At 71.5% G+C, this 21,268-nt stretch carries 17 protein-coding genes; 7 read left to right on the top strand and 10 right to left on the bottom strand.

Annotation, left to right across the window (positions count from 1 at the left end):
- Positions 1–58: 58 nt before the first annotated feature.
- Positions 59–1,177 carry an ABC transporter ATP-binding protein gene (locus Hrr1229_RS05065; RefSeq protein ID WP_123113896.1) on the top strand — a complete coding sequence of 373 codons (1,119 nt, stop codon included), beginning with the start codon at positions 59–61 and terminating at the stop codon, positions 1,175–1,177.
- Positions 1,174–2,028, top strand: coding sequence for an ABC transporter permease (locus tag Hrr1229_RS05060; protein ID WP_123113897.1), 855 nt, complete (start codon positions 1,174–1,176; stop codon positions 2,026–2,028). Before Hrr1229_RS05065 ends, Hrr1229_RS05060 begins: the two co-directional genes overlap by 4 nt.
- Positions 2,029–2,114: 86 nt before the next feature.
- On the opposite strand, the gene Hrr1229_RS05055 is transcribed toward Hrr1229_RS05060, so the two are convergent.
- Entirely contained in the window at positions 2,115–2,294 is a 180-nt protein-coding gene (locus tag Hrr1229_RS05055; RefSeq protein WP_123113898.1) for a hypothetical protein, read from the bottom strand.
- Between the two features lie 69 nt (positions 2,295–2,363).
- Positions 2,364–2,813, bottom strand: a complete 450-nt coding sequence (locus Hrr1229_RS05050; RefSeq protein WP_123113899.1) for an acyl-CoA thioesterase — start codon at positions 2,811–2,813, stop codon at positions 2,364–2,366.
- 252 nt (positions 2,814–3,065) lie between these two features.
- Here Hrr1229_RS05050 and Hrr1229_RS05045 point away from each other — a divergent pair, with 252 nt between their 5' ends.
- The 4 genes from Hrr1229_RS05045 (at position 3,066) to hisH (ending at position 6,859) form a co-directional block, all read left to right on the top strand.
- On the top strand, positions 3,066–4,637 hold the full coding sequence (locus Hrr1229_RS05045; protein ID WP_123113900.1) for a HAMP domain-containing methyl-accepting chemotaxis protein: 1,572 nt from the start codon (positions 3,066–3,068) through the stop codon (positions 4,635–4,637).
- The gene (locus Hrr1229_RS05040) at positions 4,630–5,388 is read left to right on the top strand and encodes a bacteriorhodopsin (protein WP_123113901.1); all 759 of its coding nucleotides are present in this window, start codon (positions 4,630–4,632) and stop codon (positions 5,386–5,388) included. Before Hrr1229_RS05045 ends, Hrr1229_RS05040 begins: the two co-directional genes overlap by 8 nt.
- 91 nt (positions 5,389–5,479) lie before the next feature.
- On the top strand, positions 5,480–6,103 hold the full coding sequence (locus tag Hrr1229_RS05035; protein ID WP_123113902.1) for a uracil-DNA glycosylase: 624 nt from the start codon (positions 5,480–5,482) through the stop codon (positions 6,101–6,103).
- Between the two features lie 96 nt (positions 6,104–6,199).
- On the top strand, positions 6,200–6,859 hold the full coding sequence (hisH, locus tag Hrr1229_RS05030) for an imidazole glycerol phosphate synthase subunit HisH (RefSeq protein WP_123113903.1): 660 nt from the start codon (positions 6,200–6,202) through the stop codon (positions 6,857–6,859).
- Between the two features lie 25 nt (positions 6,860–6,884).
- Here hisH and Hrr1229_RS05025 read toward each other — a convergent pair whose 3' ends face one another.
- The 4 genes from Hrr1229_RS05025 to Hrr1229_RS05010 form a co-directional block, all read right to left on the bottom strand.
- A complete protein-coding gene (locus tag Hrr1229_RS05025) occupies positions 6,885–7,898 on the bottom strand; it encodes an aldo/keto reductase (protein WP_123113904.1) in 1,014 nt (337 codons plus the stop codon).
- Positions 7,899–8,015: 117 nt separating this feature from the next.
- A complete protein-coding gene (locus Hrr1229_RS05020; RefSeq protein ID WP_123113905.1) occupies positions 8,016–9,518 on the bottom strand; it encodes a DUF4147 domain-containing protein in 1,503 nt (500 codons plus the stop codon).
- Positions 9,519–9,605: 87 nt separating this feature from the next.
- Positions 9,606–10,190, bottom strand: coding sequence for a DUF99 family protein (locus Hrr1229_RS05015; protein WP_123113906.1), 585 nt, complete (start codon positions 10,188–10,190; stop codon positions 9,606–9,608).
- A gap of 4 nt (positions 10,191–10,194) precedes the next feature.
- Positions 10,195–10,377 (bottom strand): DUF5786 family protein, encoded by a 183-nt coding sequence (locus tag Hrr1229_RS05010; protein ID WP_094522147.1) that lies wholly within the window; start codon positions 10,375–10,377, stop codon positions 10,195–10,197.
- A gap of 131 nt (positions 10,378–10,508) precedes the next feature.
- Here Hrr1229_RS05010 and Hrr1229_RS05005 point away from each other — a divergent pair, with 131 nt between their 5' ends.
- The gene (locus Hrr1229_RS05005) at positions 10,509–11,150 is read left to right on the top strand and encodes an MBL fold metallo-hydrolase (RefSeq protein WP_123113907.1); all 642 of its coding nucleotides are present in this window, start codon (positions 10,509–10,511) and stop codon (positions 11,148–11,150) included.
- A gap of 384 nt (positions 11,151–11,534) precedes the next feature.
- On the opposite strand, the gene Hrr1229_RS05000 is transcribed toward Hrr1229_RS05005, so the two are convergent.
- The 4 genes from Hrr1229_RS05000 to leuS all read right to left on the bottom strand — a co-directional run bounded on the left by Hrr1229_RS05000 (position 11,535) and on the right by leuS (position 21,259).
- Entirely contained in the window at positions 11,535–14,453 is a 2,919-nt protein-coding gene (locus Hrr1229_RS05000; protein WP_176329365.1) for a DEAD/DEAH box helicase, read from the bottom strand.
- A 186-nt stretch (positions 14,454–14,639) separates the two neighbouring features.
- Positions 14,640–16,814: a PAS domain-containing protein gene (locus Hrr1229_RS04995; RefSeq protein WP_255212580.1), complete on the bottom strand. Its 2,175-nt coding sequence runs from the start codon at positions 16,812–16,814 to the stop codon at positions 14,640–14,642.
- 150 nt (positions 16,815–16,964) lie between these two features.
- Positions 16,965–18,419, bottom strand: a complete 1,455-nt coding sequence (gene kynU, locus Hrr1229_RS04990; protein WP_123113909.1) for a kynureninase — start codon at positions 18,417–18,419, stop codon at positions 16,965–16,967.
- 95 nt (positions 18,420–18,514) lie between these two features.
- On the bottom strand, positions 18,515–21,259 hold the full coding sequence (gene leuS, locus Hrr1229_RS04985; protein ID WP_123113910.1) for a leucine--tRNA ligase: 2,745 nt from the start codon (positions 21,257–21,259) through the stop codon (positions 18,515–18,517).
- Between the last annotated feature and the right edge of the window lie 9 nt (positions 21,260–21,268).

The raw sequence follows: 21,268 nt of genomic DNA, 5'->3' as shown, positions 1-21,268 counted from the left end.
GTGCGGTGCGGTAGCCGCCGGACGCGGATATATCCGCGCTCGGCACGTACCGGCGGTAATGGCACGCAGCGCGGCGAGCGACCGCGACCCACCCCGCGAGCGCGACGGGTCCCGCCCCGACGATTCGGCGGATCCCTCTCCGGCGGCGCTCGCGATCGAGGGCGTTTCGAAGCGGTTCGGCGACGGCGCGGAGTCGGTGCTCGCGGTCGACGACGTGAGCCTGACCGTCGAGCGCGGCTCGATCGTCGGCCTCCTCGGCCCGAACGGGGCCGGCAAGACGACCCTGATCAAGTGCGCGCTCGGAATCGTCCTCCCCGACGCCGGCTCGGTCCGGGTGTTCGGGACGGACGTGGGCGACGGCCGCCGGGCGGCGTACGCCGACGTCGACGCGATGTTAGAGGGCGCGCGCAACGACTACTGGCGGCTCACCGTCCGCGAGAACCTGCGGTACTTCGCGACGATCGCCGGCGTCGACCCGGACTCGGTGCAGGCCCGGCACGACCGGCTGCTCGACCGGCTCGAACTGACGGAGAAGGCCGACACCCCGGTCCGGGAGCTCTCGCGGGGGATGAAACAGAAGGTGTCGCTGGCGAGCGTGCTCGCGGGCGGCGCGGAGCTCGTCTTCCTCGACGAGCCGACCCTCGGGCTCGACGTCGAGAGCTCCCGGACGCTCCGCCGGGAGCTCCGCCGGCTCGCGCGCGAGGAGGGGCTCACCATCGTTCTCAGCAGCCACGACATGGGCGTCATCGAGGACGTCTGCGACCGCGTGGTGATGATGGCGAACGGCCGGATCGTCGCCGACGACGCCGTCGGGGCGCTCCTCTCCGGGACCGACCGCGACGCCGTCCGCGTCGTCAGCGCCGATATCGACGACGCGGTCGTCGCCCGCCTCCGGGAGCGGTTCGACGTGCGGGGGGTCGAGACAGGGCTCGGCGCGGTCGGCCGCGACGGGCCGGGCTCGACGGCCGTCGAGGTCGCCGCCGCGGGCGACGCCCTCTACGACCTCATGGACGCGCTCCGCGAGGCGGGTGTCACGGTGGAGGACATCGGGACCGTTCGCCCCGAGCTGGAGGACGTGTTCGTCGATCTGACCGGTATGGAGGCGGGCGGGAGCGACGCGGGCGACGCGGGCGAGGCCGGTCCCGCGACCGCCGACTCTCGGGGGCGGTCGTCGTGAACCGCGACGGCTCGGCCGCTTCCGACGGTGGGAGCGCTCCGGCGTCGGCCGCCGTCGACTCCGCCGACGAGCCGCGGCCCGCCACCTACTACCACCTCGCGCGGGCCGTCCTCTACCGCGAGTACCTCATCTTCGTCCGGTACCCGGCGAACGCGATCGGGGGGATCGTCGTCGCGCTGTTCTTCTTCGGCGTTCTCTTCTACGGCGGGCAGCTGCTGGCCGGACAGGCGCTGACGGATTCGCTGTCGGGGATCATCGTCGGCTACTTCCTGTGGACGCTGTCGGTCGGCGCCTACTCGTCGGTGTCGAACGACATCGGCAGCGAGGTGCAGTGGGGGACCTTAGAGCGGCACATCACCACGCCGTTCGGCTTCGCGCCGGTCGCCCTCCTGAAGGGGGTCGCGAAGGTGATCCGGACGTTCCTCACGAGCGCGGTGATCCTCGCCGTCATGCTGCTGCTCACCGGGACCCGACTCAGCCTCGACCCGCTCACCGTCGTCCCCGTCGCGGGGCTCGCGATCACCTCGGTGCTCGGGCTCGGCTTCGCGGCCGGCGGCGTGACGGTGCTGTACAAGCGGATCGGCAACTGGCTGAACCTGCTGCAGTTCGGCTTCGTCGCCCTGATCTCGGCGCCCGTCCTCGACGCGCCGTGGACCCGGTTCCTCCCCCTTGCCCACGGGAGCGCGATGCTCCAGCGCGCGATGGTCGACGGCGTCCGACTGTGGGAGTTCGGCCTCGGCGACCTCGGCCTCCTCGTCGCCGTCGCGGTCGGCTACCTGCTCGGCGGCTACGTGGTCTTCCACTACGCGACGCGTCGGGCGCGGCGGCTCGGCGTGCTCGGGGACTACTGACCCGCGGGTCGCACCGAGGCTCGTCGCGCTCGACGGGCCGTCAGGACCCGGGTGACGGAGCCGGTGGGACGCCGTCGAGGAGCGGTCTACCCGAGCCTGTCACTGCTGTCCGCCGTCACCACGACGTAGATCAGCGCTACCGGGATCGCCGCGCCGAGCGCGCCGGTCGGGATCAGCGTCGTGGACGCGCCGACCGTGACCAACAGCCCGATCGCGACGCCGGCCGCCGCGGCGCCCGCGAGGAGGACTTCGACGGTTCTCCGCATATCCGATCGATGACACCGAGTTCACATGGGCGTGTCGCTCCCGGCCTCCGGAGCAAGACCGCGCTTCGCCTACCGCTCCTCCTCCGGCTCGGCCGCGAGCGCCTCGTCGCGAAGCTCGCGGCAGCGCTCGCCCGCGACCTCCAGTTCGGGGACCGGCGTCGGGCTCCCGTCGGCGTCGACGGCGACGAACACGAAGTACGACTCCGTCGTCAGCTCCCGCTCGCCCGTGCGCGGCGACTCGCGGAACGCGCGGATCCGCGTGCGAAGGCTCGTCCGGCCGACCGCGTACACGTACGACTCGACGATGCAGGTGTCGCCCTGCGGCACCGGTCGCTTGAAGTCGAGCCCGTTGATCTTGGCCGTGACGCACGTCTCGCCGGCGGCGCGCATCGCCGACATCGCGCCGATCTCGTCCATCCACTTGACGACGTTGCCCCCGTGGGCCGACTCGTAGTTGTTCGTGTGAGTCGGCTGGACCCGCTGGCGGTTCTCGATGTAGGTGTCGCTGACGCTGGGCATGGTCGTGGGTGGCGCGGTCGCGGGAAAAACACCGGTCCTCGGTCCGACCGGCTCCCCCGACGGGGGGCCCGGAATTCCATCCCGTCCGCCTCGCTCGCTTCGCCTCGTTCGTCTCGCCCGCCTCTCTCGCCTGCCCCACCTGCCTCGCCCCGCCTCGCCTACCTCGCCCGCATACCCGCCCGGCCGAATTATCAGAACGTGTAATTTGGCCTTTACTCCTAAATAGGGCAGTTTTCTCCGGCCGAACAACAGATGCTGAACTCGATCACCACGCGGTACGGCCGACGCGTCGGGGCGGCCGTGCTCTTGACCCTGGCGGCGACGCTGGGCTTCGTCGCGCTCTTCGCGGCCCACGTCGCGACGACCGGCACGGCGGCGGCCGCGACCGCGGCGCTGATCTCGGTCGGGGTCGTCGTCACGCTGAATCTCGGACTGCTCGGAATCGTCCTGATCGGTAACGTCGCCGTCGAGCTCCGGCGGCTGACGGAGACGGCCGAGGCGGTCGGCCGCGGCGACTTCGACGCCCGCGCCACCTCCGACCGGGGCGACGAGATCGGTCGGCTGTTCGCCGCCTTCGACGACACCCGGCGGTCGCTCCGGGACGCCGTCGCCGAGTCCGAGCGCGCCGAGGCGGAGGCGGAGGCGGCCCGCCGGGAGGCGGAGGCGATGTCGGACGCGCTCTTGGACCGCGCCGAGACGATCGGCGGCGCCATGGAACGGGCGGCCGACGGCGACCTCTCGCGGCGACTCCCCGAGGAGAGCGAGGTCGACGCGATCGAGCGCATCACCGCCGCCTACAACGAGATGACGGGCGGGCTCTCGGAGACGGTCGACGACATCCAGTCGTTCGCGAGCGACGTGGAGTCCACCAGCGAGGAGATGGCGACGCGCGCCGACGAGGTCGCCGGCATGAACGAGGAGGTGGCCGCCGAGATGCGGGCGCTGGCCGACGAGCTGGACGAGCAGACCGACCGGCTGCGCGAGACGGCCAGGGACACCGACGACTTCTCGGCGACCGTCGAGGAGATCGCGTCGACGACCGACGAGGTGGCGGGCGACGCGACCGCCGCCGCCGAGCTCGGGACGCGGGGCGAGGAGCGCGCGACCGAGGCGGTCGAGGCGATCGTCGCGATCGGCGACCTGCTGGCGGAGCTGGACGACCTCGTGGCCGGGCTCGACGACCGGATGGACGGGGTCGCGGAGACGACCGACGTGATATCCGACATCGCCGAGCAGACGAACATCCTCGCGCTGAACGCGTCGATCGAGGCGTCGCGGGCGGGCGAGGACGGCGACGGGTTCGCGGTCGTCGCCGACGAGGTGAAGGGCCTCGCCGAGGAGACCCGCGAGTCGACGACCGAGATCGAGGCAACCATCGGCGAGGTGACCGAAGACGTCTCCGCGGTCGCCGGCGAGATGGACCGGACGATGGGGGAGCTCGACGAGACGACCGCGGCGGTCCGCGCGGCCGGCGACGCGATCGAGGAGCTCACCGGGACCGTCGAGGACGTGGACGTGGCGATGGGCGACATCGCGCGGGCGACCGACGAGGGCGCGGAGGGGATCGAGTCCGTCGCGGCGCGCGTCGAGTCGGTCCACGCCTCGGCCACCGACGCCGCGGACCGCGCGCGGTCGCTCGCGGAGACCGCGGACGACACCGCCGAGACCGTCGGCGACCTCGCCGAGACGGCGACGGCGCTCTCGGAGCGGACCGCGTCGCTCTCCCAGCGGCTCGACCAGTTCGAGACGCGGCGGGACGAGGGCGCCGGACCGGCGGCCGAGCCGGGCGCCGCCGCCGACGCGGAGGTGACGGCCGATGATTGAGCCGTCCGCGGTTCGGTTCGCGTCCGCGGGGATCTACGCCGTCTCCGCCGTCGTCCTGCTCGCGCTCGCGCGCCGCAAGCCGCCGGCCCTGCGCCGGTACTGTTACCCGTTCGTCGCGGTCGTCGCGGCCGCGGCCGTCGGCATCGGGCTGTGGGGCGCCGGTATCGGAACGTTCTCGGTCGCGAACGGCACGCTGGAGGGCGGACAGGTGCTCACCGACTACGTGGCGTACCCGTTCCTGTTCGGGTTCGCGGCGTTCGTGGCGGGGACGAGCCGGCGGTACGTCGGCGCCGTGGTCGCCCTCATCGTCGCGATGCGGGTCGGCTACGACGTCGCCGAGGTGTTCGCGGGGCCCCTCGCGCTGGCGGGCACCGGGACCATCCTCGTCGGCTACGTCGCGCTGGTCTGGCTCTACTTCGGGCCGATCGCGGGCGCGGCGTCGCGCCAGCCGCCGGCCCGCGAGCTGTTCTACAAGAAGACCCGGAACCTCGTACTGTTCGCCTTCGGGGTCCTCATCGCGTGGGCGATGTTCCAGATCGCCGGGCTGCTCGACGCGTTCACCGGCACGGTGACGCTGGAGTACCTCGACCTGCTCCTGCGCGTCGGCTTCGCGGGCTTCGCGTTCGCGAACGTGGAGACGCTGGCGGCGGGCGAGAGCTCGGAGACGAGCGGCGGCTCGGTGCCGGACGGCGACGTCGGGGCGGCACCGACCGAATCTGGGCCGAACGCGGCGACGTCGGGCGCGGACTGACGTCCCGTCCGGCGCGGATCGGGCGGTCGGACGCCCGTCCCGTGCGGGCCGGGCGGACGGACTTATGTCGCCGCCGCCCGGATCGGATCGCATGACCGAGAACGCGGACGCGCTCGACGCCGAGCTCCGGGTGCCGTCCTGCGAGCGCTGCCCGGCGCTCGTCGAGTCGCGGAGTCAGATCGTCGACGGCGTCGGGCCGACCGACGCCGACCTCCTGTTCGTCGGTGAGGGGCCGGGCGCGAACGAGGACGAGCAGGGCGAGCCGTTCGTCGGGCGGTCGGGGGACGTGCTCGACGAGGCGCTACGGGACGCCGGCCTCGCGCGGGCGGACGTGCGCATCACCAACTGCGTGCGGTGCCGCCCCCCGGACAACCGCGACCCGACGACCGAGGAGCTGGCGAACTGCCGCGGCCACCTCGAAAGCGAGATCGACCGCCTGGACCCCGAACTGATCGTGACGCTGGGGAAAGTGCCGAGCGAGCACCTGCTCGACCGGTCGGTGGCGATCACGTCGGAGTCGGGCGCAGTCGTCGACGCCCGGATCGCGGGCGCGTCGCGGCGCGTCCTCCTCTCGGTCCACCCGGCGGCGACGCTGTACGACCGGAGCCAGCGCGACGGCTTCTTCGAGACGATCGCCCGAGCGAGCGAGCTGAGCGGGGTCGGGAGCCGAGGGGAAGACGGCGGCGACGGTCAGTCCCGGCTCGGCGAGTACTGACCCGGTCGCGGGCACGCCCTCCGTGGCCCGCTCGCGCCGTCGCCCGCCGACTGTCGCAAGGGAAACCGACTTTTCCGTCCCCCTCGGAGGGGACGTATGAGCACCTTCGAGCCGCCCGCGGAGACGCTGGCGGACGTCGTTCTGGTCGACTACGGGCTCGGGAACCTCCGGTCGGCGACCCGCGGGCTGGAGCGCGCGGGCGCGTCGGTCGAGATCACCGACGACCCCGAGGCGTTCGCGGCCGCCGACGGCGTCGTCCTCCCCGGCGTGGGCGCGTTCCGCGAGGGGATGGAGAACGCCGGCCCGCTGCGCGAGGCGCTGACGGACCACGCCGAGGCGGGCCGCCCCCTCTTCGGGATCTGCCTCGGGATGCAGATGCTGCTCACGTCCAGCGAGGAGGCCGACCACGAGGGGGAAGGCGAGGTGACCGGGCTCGATCTGGTCCCCGGCACCAACGTCCGGTTCGACGTCGACCGGAAGGTCCCGCACATGGGGTGGAACGAGCTCGAGGTCGAGCGCGACCACCCGATCGTCGAGGGGGTATCGGGGGAGTACGCCTACTTCGTCCACTCGTACTACGCCGCGCCCGACGATCCGGACGCGGTCGTCGCCACCGCCGACTACGGGGTCGACTTTCCCGCGGTCGTCGCCAACGACGCCGGCAACGTGTTCGGCACGCAGTTCCACCCCGAGAAGAGCGGGGAGACGGGGCTCAAAATCCTGCGGAACTTCGTCGAGTACTGCGCGGACCGGTAGAGTCGGAGTGGACCGACGCCGCGCTTTATAACTCGTCGTACGGCCCGGGCTTCGCGGCGGTGAGACGCTCGACCTGCTCGTCGGAGAGGTCGATCGACGCGGCCGCGAGGTTCTCCGCGAGCTGGTCGACGGTGCGCGCGCCGACGATGGGCGCCGTGACGCCGTCGCGGTGCGCGAGCCACGCGAGCGCGGTCTGGGCGGGCGAGGCGTCGACCTCGTCGGCGACGGCGTCGAGCTCGTCGTGGACGGCGAAGTTCTCCTCGGTGAGGTACGCCGCTTGGAAGCGACTCGACTCCGCGGCCCTCGACTCCTCCGGGAGGTCCTCGTCGCGGTCGTACTTCCCGGTCAAAAAGCCCTGCCCGAGCGGGCTCCACGGGGAGACGGCGAGGTTCCGCTGGCGGGCGAACTCCAGGTAGTCCCCCTCGACCTCGCGGTCGACGAGGTTGTAGCGCGGCTGCAGCACCGTGAACGGCTCCCAGCCCTCGCTCCGGGCGATGGCGTTGGCGCGGGCGACCTTCCACGCGTTCGGGCGGAGCGTCGAGGCGCCGATGTAGTGGACCTTCCCGGACTCGACGAGCCCGTTGAGGGTCTTCATCAGCTCGCGGGCCGGCGTCTCGTCGTCCCAGCGGTGGATGTAGAGGACGTCGAGGTAGTCGGTGTCGAGCCGGTCTAAGAGGGCGTCGACGCGGTGGCGGACGTTCTTGCGGTTCGTCCCGCGGCTGTTCGGGTCGCCGTCGCGGATCTGCCAGTACACCTTCGAGGCGATCGTGTAGCGCTCGCGGTCGCGGTCGGCGAGCCAGTCGCCGATCCACCGCTCGCAGTCGCCGCCCCCGTACACGTCGGCGGTGTCGACGTACCGGCCGCCGGCGGCCTCGTAGGCGTCGAGCAGCTCGCGGGCGCGCGCCTCGTCGATCTCCACGTTCCCCGCCTCGGTCACGCGGCCGAACCGCCACGTGCCGAGCTGGAGCTCGCTCGTCCGGAGCCCGGTCCGGCCGAGCGGGACGGTGCCGAGGTCGATATCGTCGAGTTCGGGCGTCATCTCCCGGATCGTTGTCCCGGGCGCCGCAAAAACGTACAGCAACCGAATGCGACGCGTGAACGCCCCGCACGTCGATGTCGCGATATTCACGTCGAACGCGTCGCTCCGCGGTCCCGGTCACTCCCCGTCGGCCGCCTCGATCACGATCGCGCGCAGGTCGTTGACGTTCGTCCCGGTCGGGCCGGTGCGGAGCAGCGCGTCCGCCTCGTCGAGTAGGGGATAGACGTCGTGTCGGTCCAGCGCGTCGCGGGCGGCGTCCGGGTCCAGCGTGGTCGCGTCCGCGATCCCGCCCGCGGCGTCGGTGGGGCCGTCGATCCCGTCGGTGTCGGCGCTCGCGACGACGATCCGGGGCGCGGTCTCCCCTTCGTCGTCCTCTCTCCCGTCGCCCCCGCCGAGCGGCCCCTCCGCCAGCGCGAGCCCGGCGCTCGCCGCGAACTCGGCGTTCGGCCCGCCAGTCCCCTCCGCGTCGCCGAGCGTCACCGTCGTCTCCCCGCCCGAGAGCAGCACGGCGGGCGGCTCGGCCGGCGACCCGCGGGCCGCGCACTCCTCGGCGATCGCGGCGTGGGTGGTCCCGGCGCCTCGGGCCTCGCCCCGGACCCCGGCGGCGAGCGCCAGCGGCTCGTACCCGCGCTCGGCGGCGGCCTCCGCGGCGGCGTCCAGCGCCGTCCGCCCGTTGCCGACGACGAACGACCGCGCGCGGTCGAACGCCGGGTCGCCCGCGGTCGGCGTCTCCGCGAGCTCGCCCGCTGCCCCCGCCTGCAGACGATCGCGCACGGAGTCCGGGGCGGCGAGGTCGTAGCGGTCCAACACCGCCAGCGCGTCCGCGTAGGTCGAGGGGTCGGGGACGGTCGGGCCGCTCGCGATAATGTCGAGCGGGTCGCCGATAACGTCGCTGACCGCGAGCGTGACGACGGTCGCAGGGGCCGCCGCCCGCGCGAGCCGGCCGCCCTTCACCGCCGAGCAGTGTTTGCGGACCGCGTTGATCTCGTCGATCGACGCGCCGCAGGCGAGCAGCGCGTCGGTCAGCTCGCGGAGGTCGTCCGGGGAGATCGGGTCGGCGGGCGCCGCGAGCAGCGCGCTCCCGCCGCCGGTGATCGCGGCGAGCACGAGGTCGTCCGGGCCGGCGCGCTCGGCCAGATCGAGGACGCGCCGCGCGCTCTCGACGCCGGTGTCGCTCGGGACCGGGTGGTCGCCGGGGAGGACCTCCACTCCCGGCGGCGACGGTCTGGTCTCGGGGTCCTCGGTCACGACGACGCCCTCGGCGATCTCGCGGTCGCTGTCGGCGAGCACCCCGGCGAGCGCGGCGGCGACCTCGGCTGACGCCTTGCCCGCTCCGAGCAGGACCACGCGGTCGTAGTCGGCGAGGTCGTACTCGCCGACGCCACCGCCGTTCCCGCCGTCCGAACCGGTCTCGGCCCCCTCGATCCGGAGGGTGCCGTCGCGCACGGAGACGGCGTTCTCGATTAGTCGGTCCGGGCGCGCGGCCGCGATTCCGGCCGCGAGACAGTCGAGGGCGACGCCATGGGCCGGCGTCCGGACGAGTCGATCGCGGTCGCGGAACGTCACGCCGGGCGCGGGGTCGTCCGAGTCGCCGCCGTCCGACGAGGAGTCGTCGCTCATGCGGAGGCGGTCGGCCGCGGGCGATATATATCCACGGGGGGCGTCTCGCGGTCCCCCCGCGCCGCCGCGGTCGCGATCGCGGGACCGCTACTCCCTCGCGGTCGCCTCGCGGTGCGCGCTCGCCGCGATCGCGGCGAGCCGGAGCGGCTCGGGCCGGCGGAACCCCTCCCGGACCAGCTCTCGGACGGCGGCCGCCGCGCGGTCGTCGCCGATGCCGACCGCGCGGACGAAGAGGGGGTCGCCCGCGCGCTCCTCGTCAGACTCCCCGTCGCGCTCGACCCGAACGCGCGGCGGGAGCGAGCGGTAGACGTCGAGACGGCGGTCGAGGGCGTCGCCGTCGAACGCCTCGCGGAGCGCGGGTCCGAGCCCGGGGCTCGGCTCGTAGCTCACGGCGTAGACGGGCCGATCGAGGGCCTCGTGAAGCCGGTGGAGGTCGAGGAGGTTGAACCACGCCGGGGCGATCCCGGCGCAGGCGACGTGGCGGACGTCCTCGCGGTCGAGCGCGTCGAAGAGGGCGATCGCGGCGTCGGTCGCGTCGGTGCCGCCGACGGCGCAGCGCTCGAAGGCGAGCCCGTCGAGGGTCCCGTCGGATCTGACCACGGCGCCGGCTAGCCGGCTGATTCGGTCGCCGTCAGAGAAAGCGATCCCGAGCGTCCGGCTCGGCGCCGTCACCCCGTCAGTTCTCCTCGGACTTGATCTCCTGGAGCCGGTCGAGGAGCTCGTCGTTGGAGGCGCCGGGCTCGTAGTCGACGGAGCCCTCGTGTACCTCCTCGGCCGCTCGGACTCCGTCCTCGTCGTCGAAATCCGCGTCCAGGTCTTGGTTCTCCTGTTCGGATTCGTCGTAGCTTCCGAAGCCCATATGTATCTGATACTAACAGAGCGTAACGGATAAATCCCCTGCCGGGATCAGGCCCGGGGGCGACGGCGGCGTCTCCGTCCCGTCTCGCCGCGGCGTACACGTTTTTACGCCGCGACCGCCCTCGTGTGGGTATGGAGCCGATCACCGTCACTGCCGACGCGGAGGAGTTCACCTGCAACGCGTACCTCGTGCCCGGCGAGGCGCCGACGCTGGTCGACGCCGGGACGATGCCGGGCGTCGACGACGTCATCGCCGACGCGCTCGACGACGCCGGCGTCGACGGGCTGGACCGGGTCGTGTTGACCCACCAGCACCACGACCACGTCGGCGAGCTCGACGCGGTGCTCGACCGGTTCGACGCGACGCTCTACGCGAACGCCGCGCACCCGCGACGCGACGTGGGGATCGTCGACGGCGACGAGATCCTTGTCGGCGACGAGCCCTGCGAGGTCGTCGAGAGCCCCGGTCACGCCGACGACCACGTTGCCCTGGTGGGCGAGGAGCGGATCTACTCCGGCGACGTGGTCGTGTACAACGACGGCGCCTTCGACGACGGGTCCTTCGGCCGCACCGACATGGCGGGCCAGTCGCGCGAGGACCTGATCGAGAGCCTCCACACCATCCTCAACGTCCTCCCGGACACCGTGGAGGCGATGTACCCCGGCCACGGCGACGTCTACCGCGCGAGCGACGGCCCCGACACGGTCCGCGAGGTCATCGAGCGCGCGACCGAGCGCGCCGAGCGCCGCGAGCCGAAGTACCCGGACGAATAGGGGGTGGGTTGCGGAATCGACGACGACTGTTTATAAACGGAATTGCGGTGGCGTGCGCCTGCGAGCGGCCGCCATCGGCGGCCGCGAGCCAGCACGCGCGAGGGAGTCGCTGGCGCCGAATGGCGCCAGCGACGAGGCTGGGGAGGTGTGAGGTGCGGTGCTGTGCGGGGCGGGACTCAAAGGGGCAGCCGCGAGGACGACGCACGGCGCAGTAAGCACCGAAGGGAGCGAGCACCGCGAGAGACTGAGGAGCGCAGCAAGCCGCGCGAGTCGTCGCGGCTGGGGCTTTGGAGGTGTTCGCCGTCGATCTGCGAACGACTACTTATAAATGGCTGACCACCTCACGGTTCCACTTATAAATATCTCCCACACCCGAATCTCGATCTAGTCCCAGAACGACTGCGTCCGCGCGTACTCACGCTCCTGTCGGAGCACGTCGCGGTAGAACTCGTCTTCGTCCTCGCGCAGCTTGTTGATGATCCGCGCGGCGTTGTGCGGCCCCACCCCGCGCGCCGCCAGCGCGATCACGGCGCGCTTCCCGTGCGTCTGGACGAGGCTCGCCGCCCGATGCGCCCGCTCCGTCCGCCGCTCCTGCTCCTCGTCCTTCTCGCCCGCCCGGACCGCCGCGACGGTCTCGTCGTCCCACGGGTTCAGCGCGGCGACGCGGGTCGAACCGCAGTCGGGGCACTCCGGCTGGTCGCGGACGCGCCGCACCTTCGTCGTGCGCCGCCAGTCGGCGCAGTGGAGACAGAAGAGGATCACCCGGTCGTTCCGAATGCGCTCGCGGATCGTCTCGATCACGTCGGCGTCGGCGTTCTCCGGGACGAGGAACTCGGTCCCCGCGGAGCGGCCGGCGGTCCCCAGCGGCGTGCGCTCGCGGGCGATCTCCACGCCCAACGACCCGTCCTGGATCTGCTCCAAGAGCGCCGCGGTCTCCGCGACCGCGAGGTCGGCGTGGAACACCTCGCGGAGCGCCTCGTCGTAGACGGGCGTCCCCTCCAGGGCCGCGAGCAGGCGGTCGCCGCCGAACCGCCCCTTCCCCTCGCGGTAGCGCTTGACGGCGCCGAACTTCGCGGCGACCTGCGCGAGCGTGAACTTGAGCGCGTCCGACTTCTTCAGGGCGAGCTCGAGGTACGCCTCCAGCCGGTCGGGGTCGGTCGTCTCCAACACCTCGCGGAAGGTCCCGGGGTCGACCCCGTGGGGGACCTCGAACTCGATCCGGTACGGGTCGACGTCCATCCCGACCGACGAGCCCGCCTGCTGGCCGACGAGCGCCGCGAGGAGGCGCGCGAGCGTCTCGTTGACCTCGTGGCCGAAGGCCGCGTTGACCGCGACGGTGCGGGCGCTCCCCTCGATCACGACCCGGCGGTCCGTCGGGACCGGATGGCCGGCGTCGACGTGGTCGACGACCGGTTGCAGGGCGCTCGCGATCGTCCGCTCGTCGGCGGGGTACCGCTCGGCGAGGTCGGCCGCGACGGCCTCGGGGGTCGATCCCGCCGCGAGCGCCTCGGCGGCCTCGCCCCGAATTCGCCCGACCTCCTCGGCGACGGGCTTCGGGACCGGGATCTCCTGGCCGATCCACGAGGGCACCTCGCCCGCGGGGTCGGCGATCGGCGTGACGTTCACGCGCTCCTCCTCCTCGTCGACCTCGGTGATGCGCCACATCTCGCCGCGCTGGATGAACGTCTCGCCCGGGCCGGCGAAGTTGACGACGAACCGCTCGTCGAGGGTGCCGATACCGCGCCGAGAGGACATGTCGTACACCTCGTAGGTGGACTCGTCGGGGATCATCGAGAGGTTCGCGTAGAAGTACTGCCACGTGCCGCCCGACTTCTCGAGGGTGTCCGACTCCTCGTCGAGCCACAGCAGGCGGTTGCCGTCGAGCTCCCGGACGATCTCCTGGAACTCCGGCTCCGAGAGGTCCCGGAACGGGTAGGCGTTCGTGACGACCTCGTACGCCTCGCGGGCGTGGACCTCCCCCTCGTCCATCACGACGCCGACGATCTGGTTCGCGACGGTGTCGAGGCTGCCGTGGTGGATCGCCGCCGGCTCGACGAGTTCGGCGTCGGCGCGCCGCGCGATCGCGAGCGCTTCGAGGGTGTCGTCGCCGCCCTGCGTCACGACCGTTCCCTCCGAGATGAGGTCGCGGCGGTGCCCCGCGCGCCCGACGCGCTGGAGCAGCCGGGCGACCTCCCGCGGGCTCCCGTACTGGACCACGTGGTCGACCCGCCCCACGTCGATGCCGAGCTCCATCGAGGAGGTGCAGACGAGCCCGTCGAGCTCCCCCGCCTTGAACCGGTCCTCGACGTCGATCCGCACGTCCTTCGAGAGCGACCCGTGGTGGACCTCGATCTCGGTGGGGTCGGTGAGTCCCTCGTCTTTCTCCTCCCGCTCCGCGAGCGTCTTGAACCGCGAGCCGAGCGCCTCCGCGGTCTGGCGCGTGTTGACGAAGATCAGGGTCGAGTCGTGATTCGCGACGATCTCCCGGATCGTCCGGACGTGGCTCGCGGTCGTCTCGTCGACCGCCAGCTCTCCGGCGAGGGTCGTATCTCGGTCCGTAATTTCGGGGTCGAGCACGCGAACGTCGGTGCGCGTCCCCGCGGCGACCTCGACGATCTCGAACTCGCGGTCGCCCTCGCGGGTCGGGTCGCGCGTCCCGCTCCCGACGAGGAACCGCCCGACCTCCTCCGGCGTCCCCACGGTCGCGGAGAGCCCGACCCGCTGGAACGGCCCCGCCACGCGCCGGAGGCGTTCGAGCCCGACCGTCAGCTGGGCGCCGCGCTTCGCGGAGGCGAGCTCGTGGACCTCGTCGATCACGACGTGCGCGACGTCCTCCAAGGCGACCCGCATCTTCGAGCCCGTCAGGATCGCCTGCAGGCTCTCCGGCGTCGTGATGAGCACGTCGGGCGGGTCGTCGGCCTGCTTCGACCGCTCGTACTGCGTGGTGTCGCCGTGGCGTACCGCGACCTCGACGCCGAGTCGATCGCCCCACCACTCCAGCCGGCCCATCATGTCGCGGTTGAGCGCGCGGAGGGGCGTGATGTAGAGCGCGGAGATCCCCTCGCGGGGCTGGTCCCCGGGTGCATCGCGGGCGCCGACGATCGCGTCGAAGACGGGGAGCATCGCAGTCTCTGTCTTCCCGGTCCCCGTCGGCGCGAGGACGAGGGCGTTCTTCCCGGCCGCGAGCGGCGGGATCGCCTCGCGCTGCGGCTCCGTCGGCGTGGAAAAGCCCTGTTCGGAGAGCGCCGACCGGACCTCGCTCCCGAGGTGCGCGAACGCGTCCATGCCCGACGGTTCCGCCATTAGCTGATCGTCGGACGTTGGGCGCTCGGGCGATTAAGCCCGTCGCTGTGCGAGGTCTGCGTGACATGCTAGCGTCGCCACCGACAGGTCAGCACTGCCCGTGACAGGTCGGCGTCCCCCCCGACAGGCCAGCACTGCCCCCGACACGTCGGCGCCGCCCGCGTCCGCGGTGAGACCCCCGTCCCCTCAGTCGGCGAGGGGCAGTTCGACGACGAACACGCTGCCCGTCGGCTCGTTGTCCTCGACCCAGACGTCGCCCCCGTACTTGTCGACGAGCGTCTTGACGAGGTAGAGCCCGACCCCCGTCCCGCCGCTCTCGAGGCCCTTCTCGCCTTCTTGGAAGATCTGTTCTTTGTGTTTATCCTCGATCCCGGGGCCGTTGTCGGCGATCGACACGCGCACCGCGTCGTCCGTGAGGCGGGTCGAAACCGCGATTTCAGCCACATCCTTGTCGTTGTGGACGACCGCGTTCGTCAGCAGGTTCCGGAACACCGCCTCCAACAGGTCGTCAGCCCACACCGTCACCTCGGGGACGTCCCCGTCGACGGAGACCGTCGCCCGGTCCCGATCCGTGCGAACCTTCTCGATCTGCCCGGAGAGTTCGTCGCGGAGGCTCACCGGGGTCCGGCCGCTGCCGACCTGTAGCAGCACGTCGGTGACGTCCTTGGCCGTTTCCGTGATCTCCGTCGCCTGCTTCGCCGCCTCGATGACCGTCCGCGCGTACGTCCGGCTCTGGTCGTCGGGCAGCGAGTCCTCGAGCAGTTCGGTGTACGACTCGACGACCATCAGCTGGTTCCGAATGTCGTGGCGAACGACCTGGTTGAGTAGGGTGAGGCTGTCCCGCTGCTGCTCGAGCGTCCGCTCGTACTCCTTGAGTTCGGTCACGTCGCGGGCGTATCCCAAGACGGCGTCTTCCCCCGTCTCCGGAACCTTATAGGGGATCTTCGTCGTCTGCAGGATGCGTGTTTCGCCGTCCGCCGTCGTCAGCGTCTCCTCCCCGATCGACCTCGGTTCGCCCGACTCGATCACCTCTAAGTCGTCCTGCCGGAACTCGGACGAGTCCTCGATGTCGGGGATGATATCGGCTTCCGAGCGCCCCTCGACCTCCTCTGGCGTCTTTCCGTACGCCTCCGCGGTCGCCTCGTTGGCCAGGAGGTACTCGCCGTCACGGTTCTTCACGAACACCAGGTCCGGCACGAGGTCGATGATCTTCCGAAGCTCTTCGCGGGTCGACTCGAGGGCGATCTCGTACTCCTTCCGCTCCGTGATGTCTTGGAACAGCCCTAACGCACCGACGACGTCTCCCGCGTCGTCGAACTGCGGGTCGCCGATCGCCCTGACCCACCGGGTCTGCCCGGACGCCGTGACGATCCGCAGTTCGAGGTCGTACGACTCTCCATCCTCGATCAGTCGGTCGACCGCGGTCTCGATGGCCGCCCGGTCGTCCGGGTGGTAGAACTCGATGGCCTCCTCCAGCTCGATCGGCTCCTCCACGGGCACCCCGTGGATGCGATACACCTCGTCGCTCCACGTGAGCGACTCGTCGACCAGGTCGACCTCCCACCAGCCGATCGACGCGCTCTCTTGGGTCCGCTCGATCAGCGCCCGCGTGCGTTCCAGGTCCTCCTCTCGCCGCTTCTGATCGTCGATGTCGAGGTGGATGCCGACCGCCCGCACCGGCTCCCCGTCCTCGTCGCGCTTGACGACCTTTCCCACGTCGCGGATCCACTTCCACTCGCCGGCCGCGGTACGCATCCGATGCTCCGTGTCGTAGTACGCCGTTTCCCCGGTGATGTGCTCCGACAGGGCGTCTTCGACCGGGCCGAGGTCGTCCGGGTGAACGCGCCGCTCCCACGCGTCGAGGTGCGGTTCGACCTCGTCGAGCGAGTGCCCCAGCATCTCCGCCCACTGCTCGTTGAACTCGACCTCGTCGGTGGTCATGTCCCAGTCCCAGATGCCGAGTTGGGCGCCTTCGACCGCGAGTTCGAGCCGGTCTTTGATCTGCTGGAGCGTCCGTTCCCGCTCTTTCTGTTCCGTGACGTCCCGAGCGACGCCGACGACCCGCGTCACCGACCCGTCCTCGATGACCGGGCTCAGTCTCGTCTGCCACTCCCTCCGTCCTCCGGGCAGCGCGAGCGACTCCCCGTACTCGATCGTCTCGCGGGTCTCGACGCAGCGACGGTAGTTCTCGGCGACCGACGCCCCCTGCTCGTCGCCCAGCAACTCCCGCGGCGTTTTGCCGCGTATCTCCTCGAGCGAGATCCCGGTGAGCCGTTGGTGTGAGGCGTTGGTCCGACTGAACCGGAAGTTGTAGGAGCCGCCCGCCTCCTCGACGTCGATCAGGAACACCGCGTCTTCCATCTCACAGAAGATCGTCTCGTAGATACCCCTGTCCGCGCCGTCGGCCACGGGGTCGGAACCGGACTCCACGGTCGGTTCCTGCCGCTCTCTCATACTCATCGATTAGACAGGTAGGGTTTAATCGGTGCCGATTCGGGGATCCCCCGTCGCCTACGTCACACCGCCCTCGCCCGTCGCGTACGCCTCGTGTGCCCCGGACTCGAGGATCGCCTCGATCTCGTCCACGACCGCTAACACGTCGGCGAAGGAGGTGTACGGCGCGGCCGGACACACCCGCACCACGTTCGGGGGCCGGAAGTCGACGACCACGCCCCGGTCGTTGAGCGCCGCGCTCAGCCGCTCCGCGTCGGGGTGTTCCAGGGCGACGTGGCCGCCGCGGGAGGCGTGCTCTCGGGGCGTCCCGACCGCGACCTCGGGGAGGCGGTCGTCGACCAGGGCGATCAGGAAGTCGGTGAGCGCGAGCGACTTGGCGCGCAGGCGGTCGATCCCCGCCTCCCGCAGAAGCTCTACCGAGCCCTCGAGGGGCGCGGCCGACAGCAAGGGCGGCGTCCCGATCTGCCACGCGCCGGCCGAGTCGGCGGGGGTGTACGTCATGTTCATCTCGAACTGCGTCGCCTTCTCGTGGCCCCACCACCCGGCCAGGGCGGGCGTGAGCCCGTGGTGGCGCGCGGCGACGAACAGCGCGCCGACGGCGCCGGGGCCGGCGTTGAGGTATTTATACGTGCACCACACCGCGAAGTCGACGCCGGCCGCGTCGAACTGGTGGGGGACCGCCCCCGCGGAGTGGGCCGCGTCGAAGCCGGCGTACGCGCCCGCCTCGTGGGCGGCCTCGGTAATCCGCTCGACGTCGAACAGCTGGCCGGAGCGGTACAGCGCGGTCGGCATGAAGACGATCCCGATATCGTCGTGCGCCGCCAGCGCGGCCTCGACGTCTCGGGGGTCGATCGTCCGCCCGTCGCGGCTCTCCACGACCCGGAGCTTCTCGTCCGGGTCGATCCCGCGCCCCCGGAGCTGCGCCCGGATCGCGTAGTGGTCGGAGGGGAAGTCGAGCTCGTTGACGAGGACCGCGGGCTCAACGCTCCGGTCCCACTCGCCGTCTGCCCGTGCCATCCCCTCCCGCTCCGGGCCGTTGCTCGCCAGCAGCTCGTCGAGGAAGGTGCCGACCAAGGTGTGGACGTTGACGGTGATCGAGTTGCCGACGGCGACCTCCGCGGAGTCGGCGCCGACGAGTGGTGCGAGCGCGTCGCCGAGGCGCTCGCCGACCGAGAACCAGGGCGGGTCGGCGTCGGTCCACCCCGCGATGAGCCGGTCGCGCCACTCGTCGACGACGCGGTCGAGGCTCGCGAGGGCGGCGTCGCTCGCGGGCCCGAGCGAGTTGCCGTCCATATATAAGACGCCGTCGGGCACGCGGTACCGGTCGGCGAAGGCGGAGAGCGGGTCGGCGTCGTCGAGGCGGGCGGCGAGGACGGCGGGGTCGGAACCGGCGTCGTCGCGCGCGTCGCCGTCGCCATCGCTGCCACCGTCGCCATCGCTGCCGTCGCCAGCGCCGCCGGCCAGCCCGTCGCCGTCGAGCGCGTCGCGGGCGGGGGCGTAAGGGTCGTCCATACGGATTCGGATACCGCCGTCGACTAATCGCTTCCGGGCCGCCCGGATCGAGACGCGCCAAACGGCCGGTGGTAGTTAAAAGGGACCGCGGACCGCTACTCGACGATGTCGATCGCGGGTCGCCCCGGCTCCGCCTTCTGGACCACCGCGTCGTCGGCGTCCGCGGCGCGCTCGACGCGGACCGGCGCGTCGAACTCGCGCTCGATCAGCCACGCGGCCGCGCGCAGCGCCTCGTACTCGTCGTCGTCCGACAGGGTCGCCTGCAGCGCCTCGCGGTTCGCCTGCAGGTCCTGGCCGTAGGAGGCGGCGTCGTCGCCCCGCTCCCGGATGTGGCTCTCCCCCATCAGCTCGGAGATGAGGTTGTCGGCGTCGCTGTCGATCGCGATCTCCAGCGCGTCGTACTTCCAGTCGGGGGCGACGACGACGTCGATCCGCTCTGGGTCCTCGATCCCGGCGACCTCGACGATGTCGCGCACGTCCTCGCGGGTGTTCGCCACCAGCCGGCGGCGCTTCTCGACCGTCTCCCGGTCGACCGTCGCGGTCGGCCAGTCGGCCTCGACGACGAACCCGTCGCGGCCGAGCGCCTCCCACAGCTCCTCGGCGAGGTGCGGGACGACCGGCGCGAGCAGGCGGACGGCGACTTCCAGCCCGCGCTCGTAGGTGTCCGGGTCCGGGTCGGCGTGCTCGCGGTAGCTCCGGAGCGTCCCCACGAGGTCCTGCGCCTCGCGGAGCGCGACGTTGAAGGTCAGGTCGTCGTACTCGTCGCCCGCGATGGCGACGGCGGCGTCGACCTCGTCGGCGACGTAGTCGTCGATCGTATCGCGGCCGGCAGTCGCCGCGCCGGGGCCGTCCGCGGCGGCCTCGTCACCCGCCACGTCCCCCGCGGCGTACGCCTCGACCAGATCGCTCAGGCGCGAGAGGAACCGGTGCGTCGACTTGACGCCCTCCTCGGACCAGTCGAAGTCGCGCTCGGGCTGGGCAGCCTGCATCATGAACAGGCGCGCCGTGTCGGCGCCGTACTCGTCGACGATGCGCTGGGGCGAGACGACGTTGCCCTTCGACTTCGACATCTTCTCGCCCTCCAGCTGGACCATCCCCTGCGCCAGCAGGTTCGTGAACGGCTCGCGGTGGTCGAGCCCCTCCTCGTCGGCCAGCACCTTGGTGAAGAAGCGGGAGTACAGCAGGTGCATCACGGCGTGCTCGATGCCCCCGACGTACTGGTCGACCGGCATCCAGTCGTTCGCGCGCTCTAAGTCGAACGGGGCGTCGTCGAGGTCCGGCGAGACGTAGCGCAGGAAGTACCACGAGGAGTCGACGAACGTGTCCATCGTGTCGGTCTCGCGGGTGGCCGGCTCGCCGCACTCCGGGCAGGTCGTCGCCTTCCACTCCTCGGCGGCGTCCAGCGGGTTCCCGGTAGTGTTGATGAACTCCGGCAGCTCCACGGGCAGGTCCTCGTCGGGGACCGTCACCGGCCCGCAGTCGTCGCAGTGGACGACCGGGATCGGGGTGCCCCAGTAGCGCTGGCGGGAGATCCCCCAGTCGCGCAGCTGGTACTGGGTGCTCTCTTCGGCGCTCTCGATGTCAGCGGTGAGCCGCTCGCGGGCCGTCTCGCTGTCGAGGCCGCTGTACTCGCCCGAGTTGACGAGGACGCCGTCGTCGGTGAACGCTTCCTCGCTCACGTCGGGCGCCTCCGGGACCGTCTCGCCGTCCCAGTCGTCCGGCTCCGGCGCGACGACGGGTTCGATGTCGACGCCCATCTTCTCGGCGAACGCGTGGTCGCGCTCGTCGTGGCCGGGCACCGCCATCAGTGCGCCCGTCCCCACGTCCGAGAGGACGAAGTCGGCGACGAAGACGGGGATCTCCTCGCCCGTGGCGGGGTTGGTCGCGGTGAGGTCGGTCTCGACGCCGTTCGGCTCGTCGCCCTCGGGATCGGCCTCGTGGTGGACGAACTCGTGGACCGCGTCGTCCTCGGCCGCCAGCTCCTCGCTGATCGGGTGGTCCGGCGCGAGCGCGAAGAACGTCGCGCCGTGGACGGTGTCGACGCGGGTGGTGAACGCCTCGACGGGGCCGTACTCCCGCGGCTCGGTCCCCTCGCCGCGTCCGTTCGAGGCGCTTCGCGCCTCGATGACCTCGAAGTCCAGCGTCGTCCCGTACTGGCGGCCGATCCAGTTCCGCTGCATCTGGCGCACCGAGTTGGGCCACCCCTCCAGGTCGTCGATGGCCTCCAGCAGCTCGTCGGCGTACTCGGTGATCTCCAGGAACCACTGGTCCAGCTCGCGGGCCTCGACGGGCGTGTCACAGCGCCAGCACAGCTCGGCGTCGCCCTCGACCTGCTCGTCGGCGAGGACGGTCTCGCAGGAGGGACACCAGTTCACCTCGGCGTCGCGCCGCTCCACGAGGTCGGCGTCGGCGAAGCGGCTGAACAGCCACTGGTTCCACTTGTAGTACTCCGGCGTGCAGGTGGTGATCTCGCGGTCCCAGTCGTAGCCGAACCCCATCGACCGCATCTGCCCTTTCATCGTGTCGATGCAGTCGAACGTCCAGTCGCGGGGGTTGGTGTCGCGCTCCTTCGCGGCGTTCTCGGCGGGGAGCCCGAACGCGTCCCACCCCATCGGGTGGAGCACGTCGTCGCCGCGCATCCGGCGATACCGGGCGTACGCGTCCGTGATGGTGTAGTTGCGGACGTGGCCCATGTGGAGCTTGCCCGACGGGTACGGGTACATCCCCAGCACGTACGTCGGGTCGTCGGCCTCGTCCGGCGTGTGATACACGGAGGCGTCGTCCCACGCCTCCTGCCACCGATTCTCGACCGCGCTGTGGTCGTAACCCTCCTGAGACATCTGCTTATA

This window comes from Halorubrum sp. CBA1229, from assembly GCF_003721435.2.
Taxonomy (GTDB): Archaea; Halobacteriota; Halobacteria; order Halobacteriales; family Haloferacaceae; genus Halorubrum.
Note: the sequence above shows the minus strand (reverse complement) of the source record. Positions and strands in the feature narration are given on the sequence as shown.

Bases quoted from the DNA above. Each gene is read 5' to 3' on its own strand.
- Hrr1229_RS05065 (WP_123113896.1), top strand. From the start codon at position 59: ATGGCACGCAGCGCGGCGAGCGACCGCGACCCACCCCGCGAGCGCGAC.
- Hrr1229_RS05055 (WP_123113898.1), bottom strand. From the start codon at position 2,294: ATGCGGAGAACCGTCGAAGTCCTCCTCGCGGGCGCCGCGGCGGCCGGC.
- Hrr1229_RS05050 (WP_123113899.1), bottom strand. From the start codon at position 2,813: ATGCCCAGCGTCAGCGACACCTACATCGAGAACCGCCAGCGGGTCCAG.
- Hrr1229_RS05045 (WP_123113900.1), top strand. From the start codon at position 3,066: ATGCTGAACTCGATCACCACGCGGTACGGCCGACGCGTCGGGGCGGCC.
- Hrr1229_RS05040 (WP_123113901.1), top strand. From the start codon at position 4,630: ATGATTGAGCCGTCCGCGGTTCGGTTCGCGTCCGCGGGGATCTACGCC.
- Hrr1229_RS05035 (WP_123113902.1), top strand. From the start codon at position 5,480: ATGACCGAGAACGCGGACGCGCTCGACGCCGAGCTCCGGGTGCCGTCC.
- hisH (WP_123113903.1), top strand. From the start codon at position 6,200: ATGAGCACCTTCGAGCCGCCCGCGGAGACGCTGGCGGACGTCGTTCTG.
- Hrr1229_RS05025 (WP_123113904.1), bottom strand. From the start codon at position 7,898: ATGACGCCCGAACTCGACGATATCGACCTCGGCACCGTCCCGCTCGGC.
- Hrr1229_RS05020 (WP_123113905.1), bottom strand. From the start codon at position 9,518: ATGAGCGACGACTCCTCGTCGGACGGCGGCGACTCGGACGACCCCGCG.
- Hrr1229_RS05010 (WP_094522147.1), bottom strand. From the start codon at position 10,377: ATGGGCTTCGGAAGCTACGACGAATCCGAACAGGAGAACCAAGACCTG.
- Hrr1229_RS05005 (WP_123113907.1), top strand. From the start codon at position 10,509: ATGGAGCCGATCACCGTCACTGCCGACGCGGAGGAGTTCACCTGCAAC.
- Hrr1229_RS05000 (WP_176329365.1), bottom strand. From the start codon at position 14,453: ATGGCGGAACCGTCGGGCATGGACGCGTTCGCGCACCTCGGGAGCGAG.
- Hrr1229_RS04995 (WP_255212580.1), bottom strand. From the start codon at position 16,814: ATGGAAGACGCGGTGTTCCTGATCGACGTCGAGGAGGCGGGCGGCTCC.
- kynU (WP_123113909.1), bottom strand. From the start codon at position 18,419: ATGGACGACCCTTACGCCCCCGCCCGCGACGCGCTCGACGGCGACGGG.
- leuS (WP_123113910.1), bottom strand. From the start codon at position 21,259: ATGTCTCAGGAGGGTTACGACCACAGCGCGGTCGAGAATCGGTGGCAG.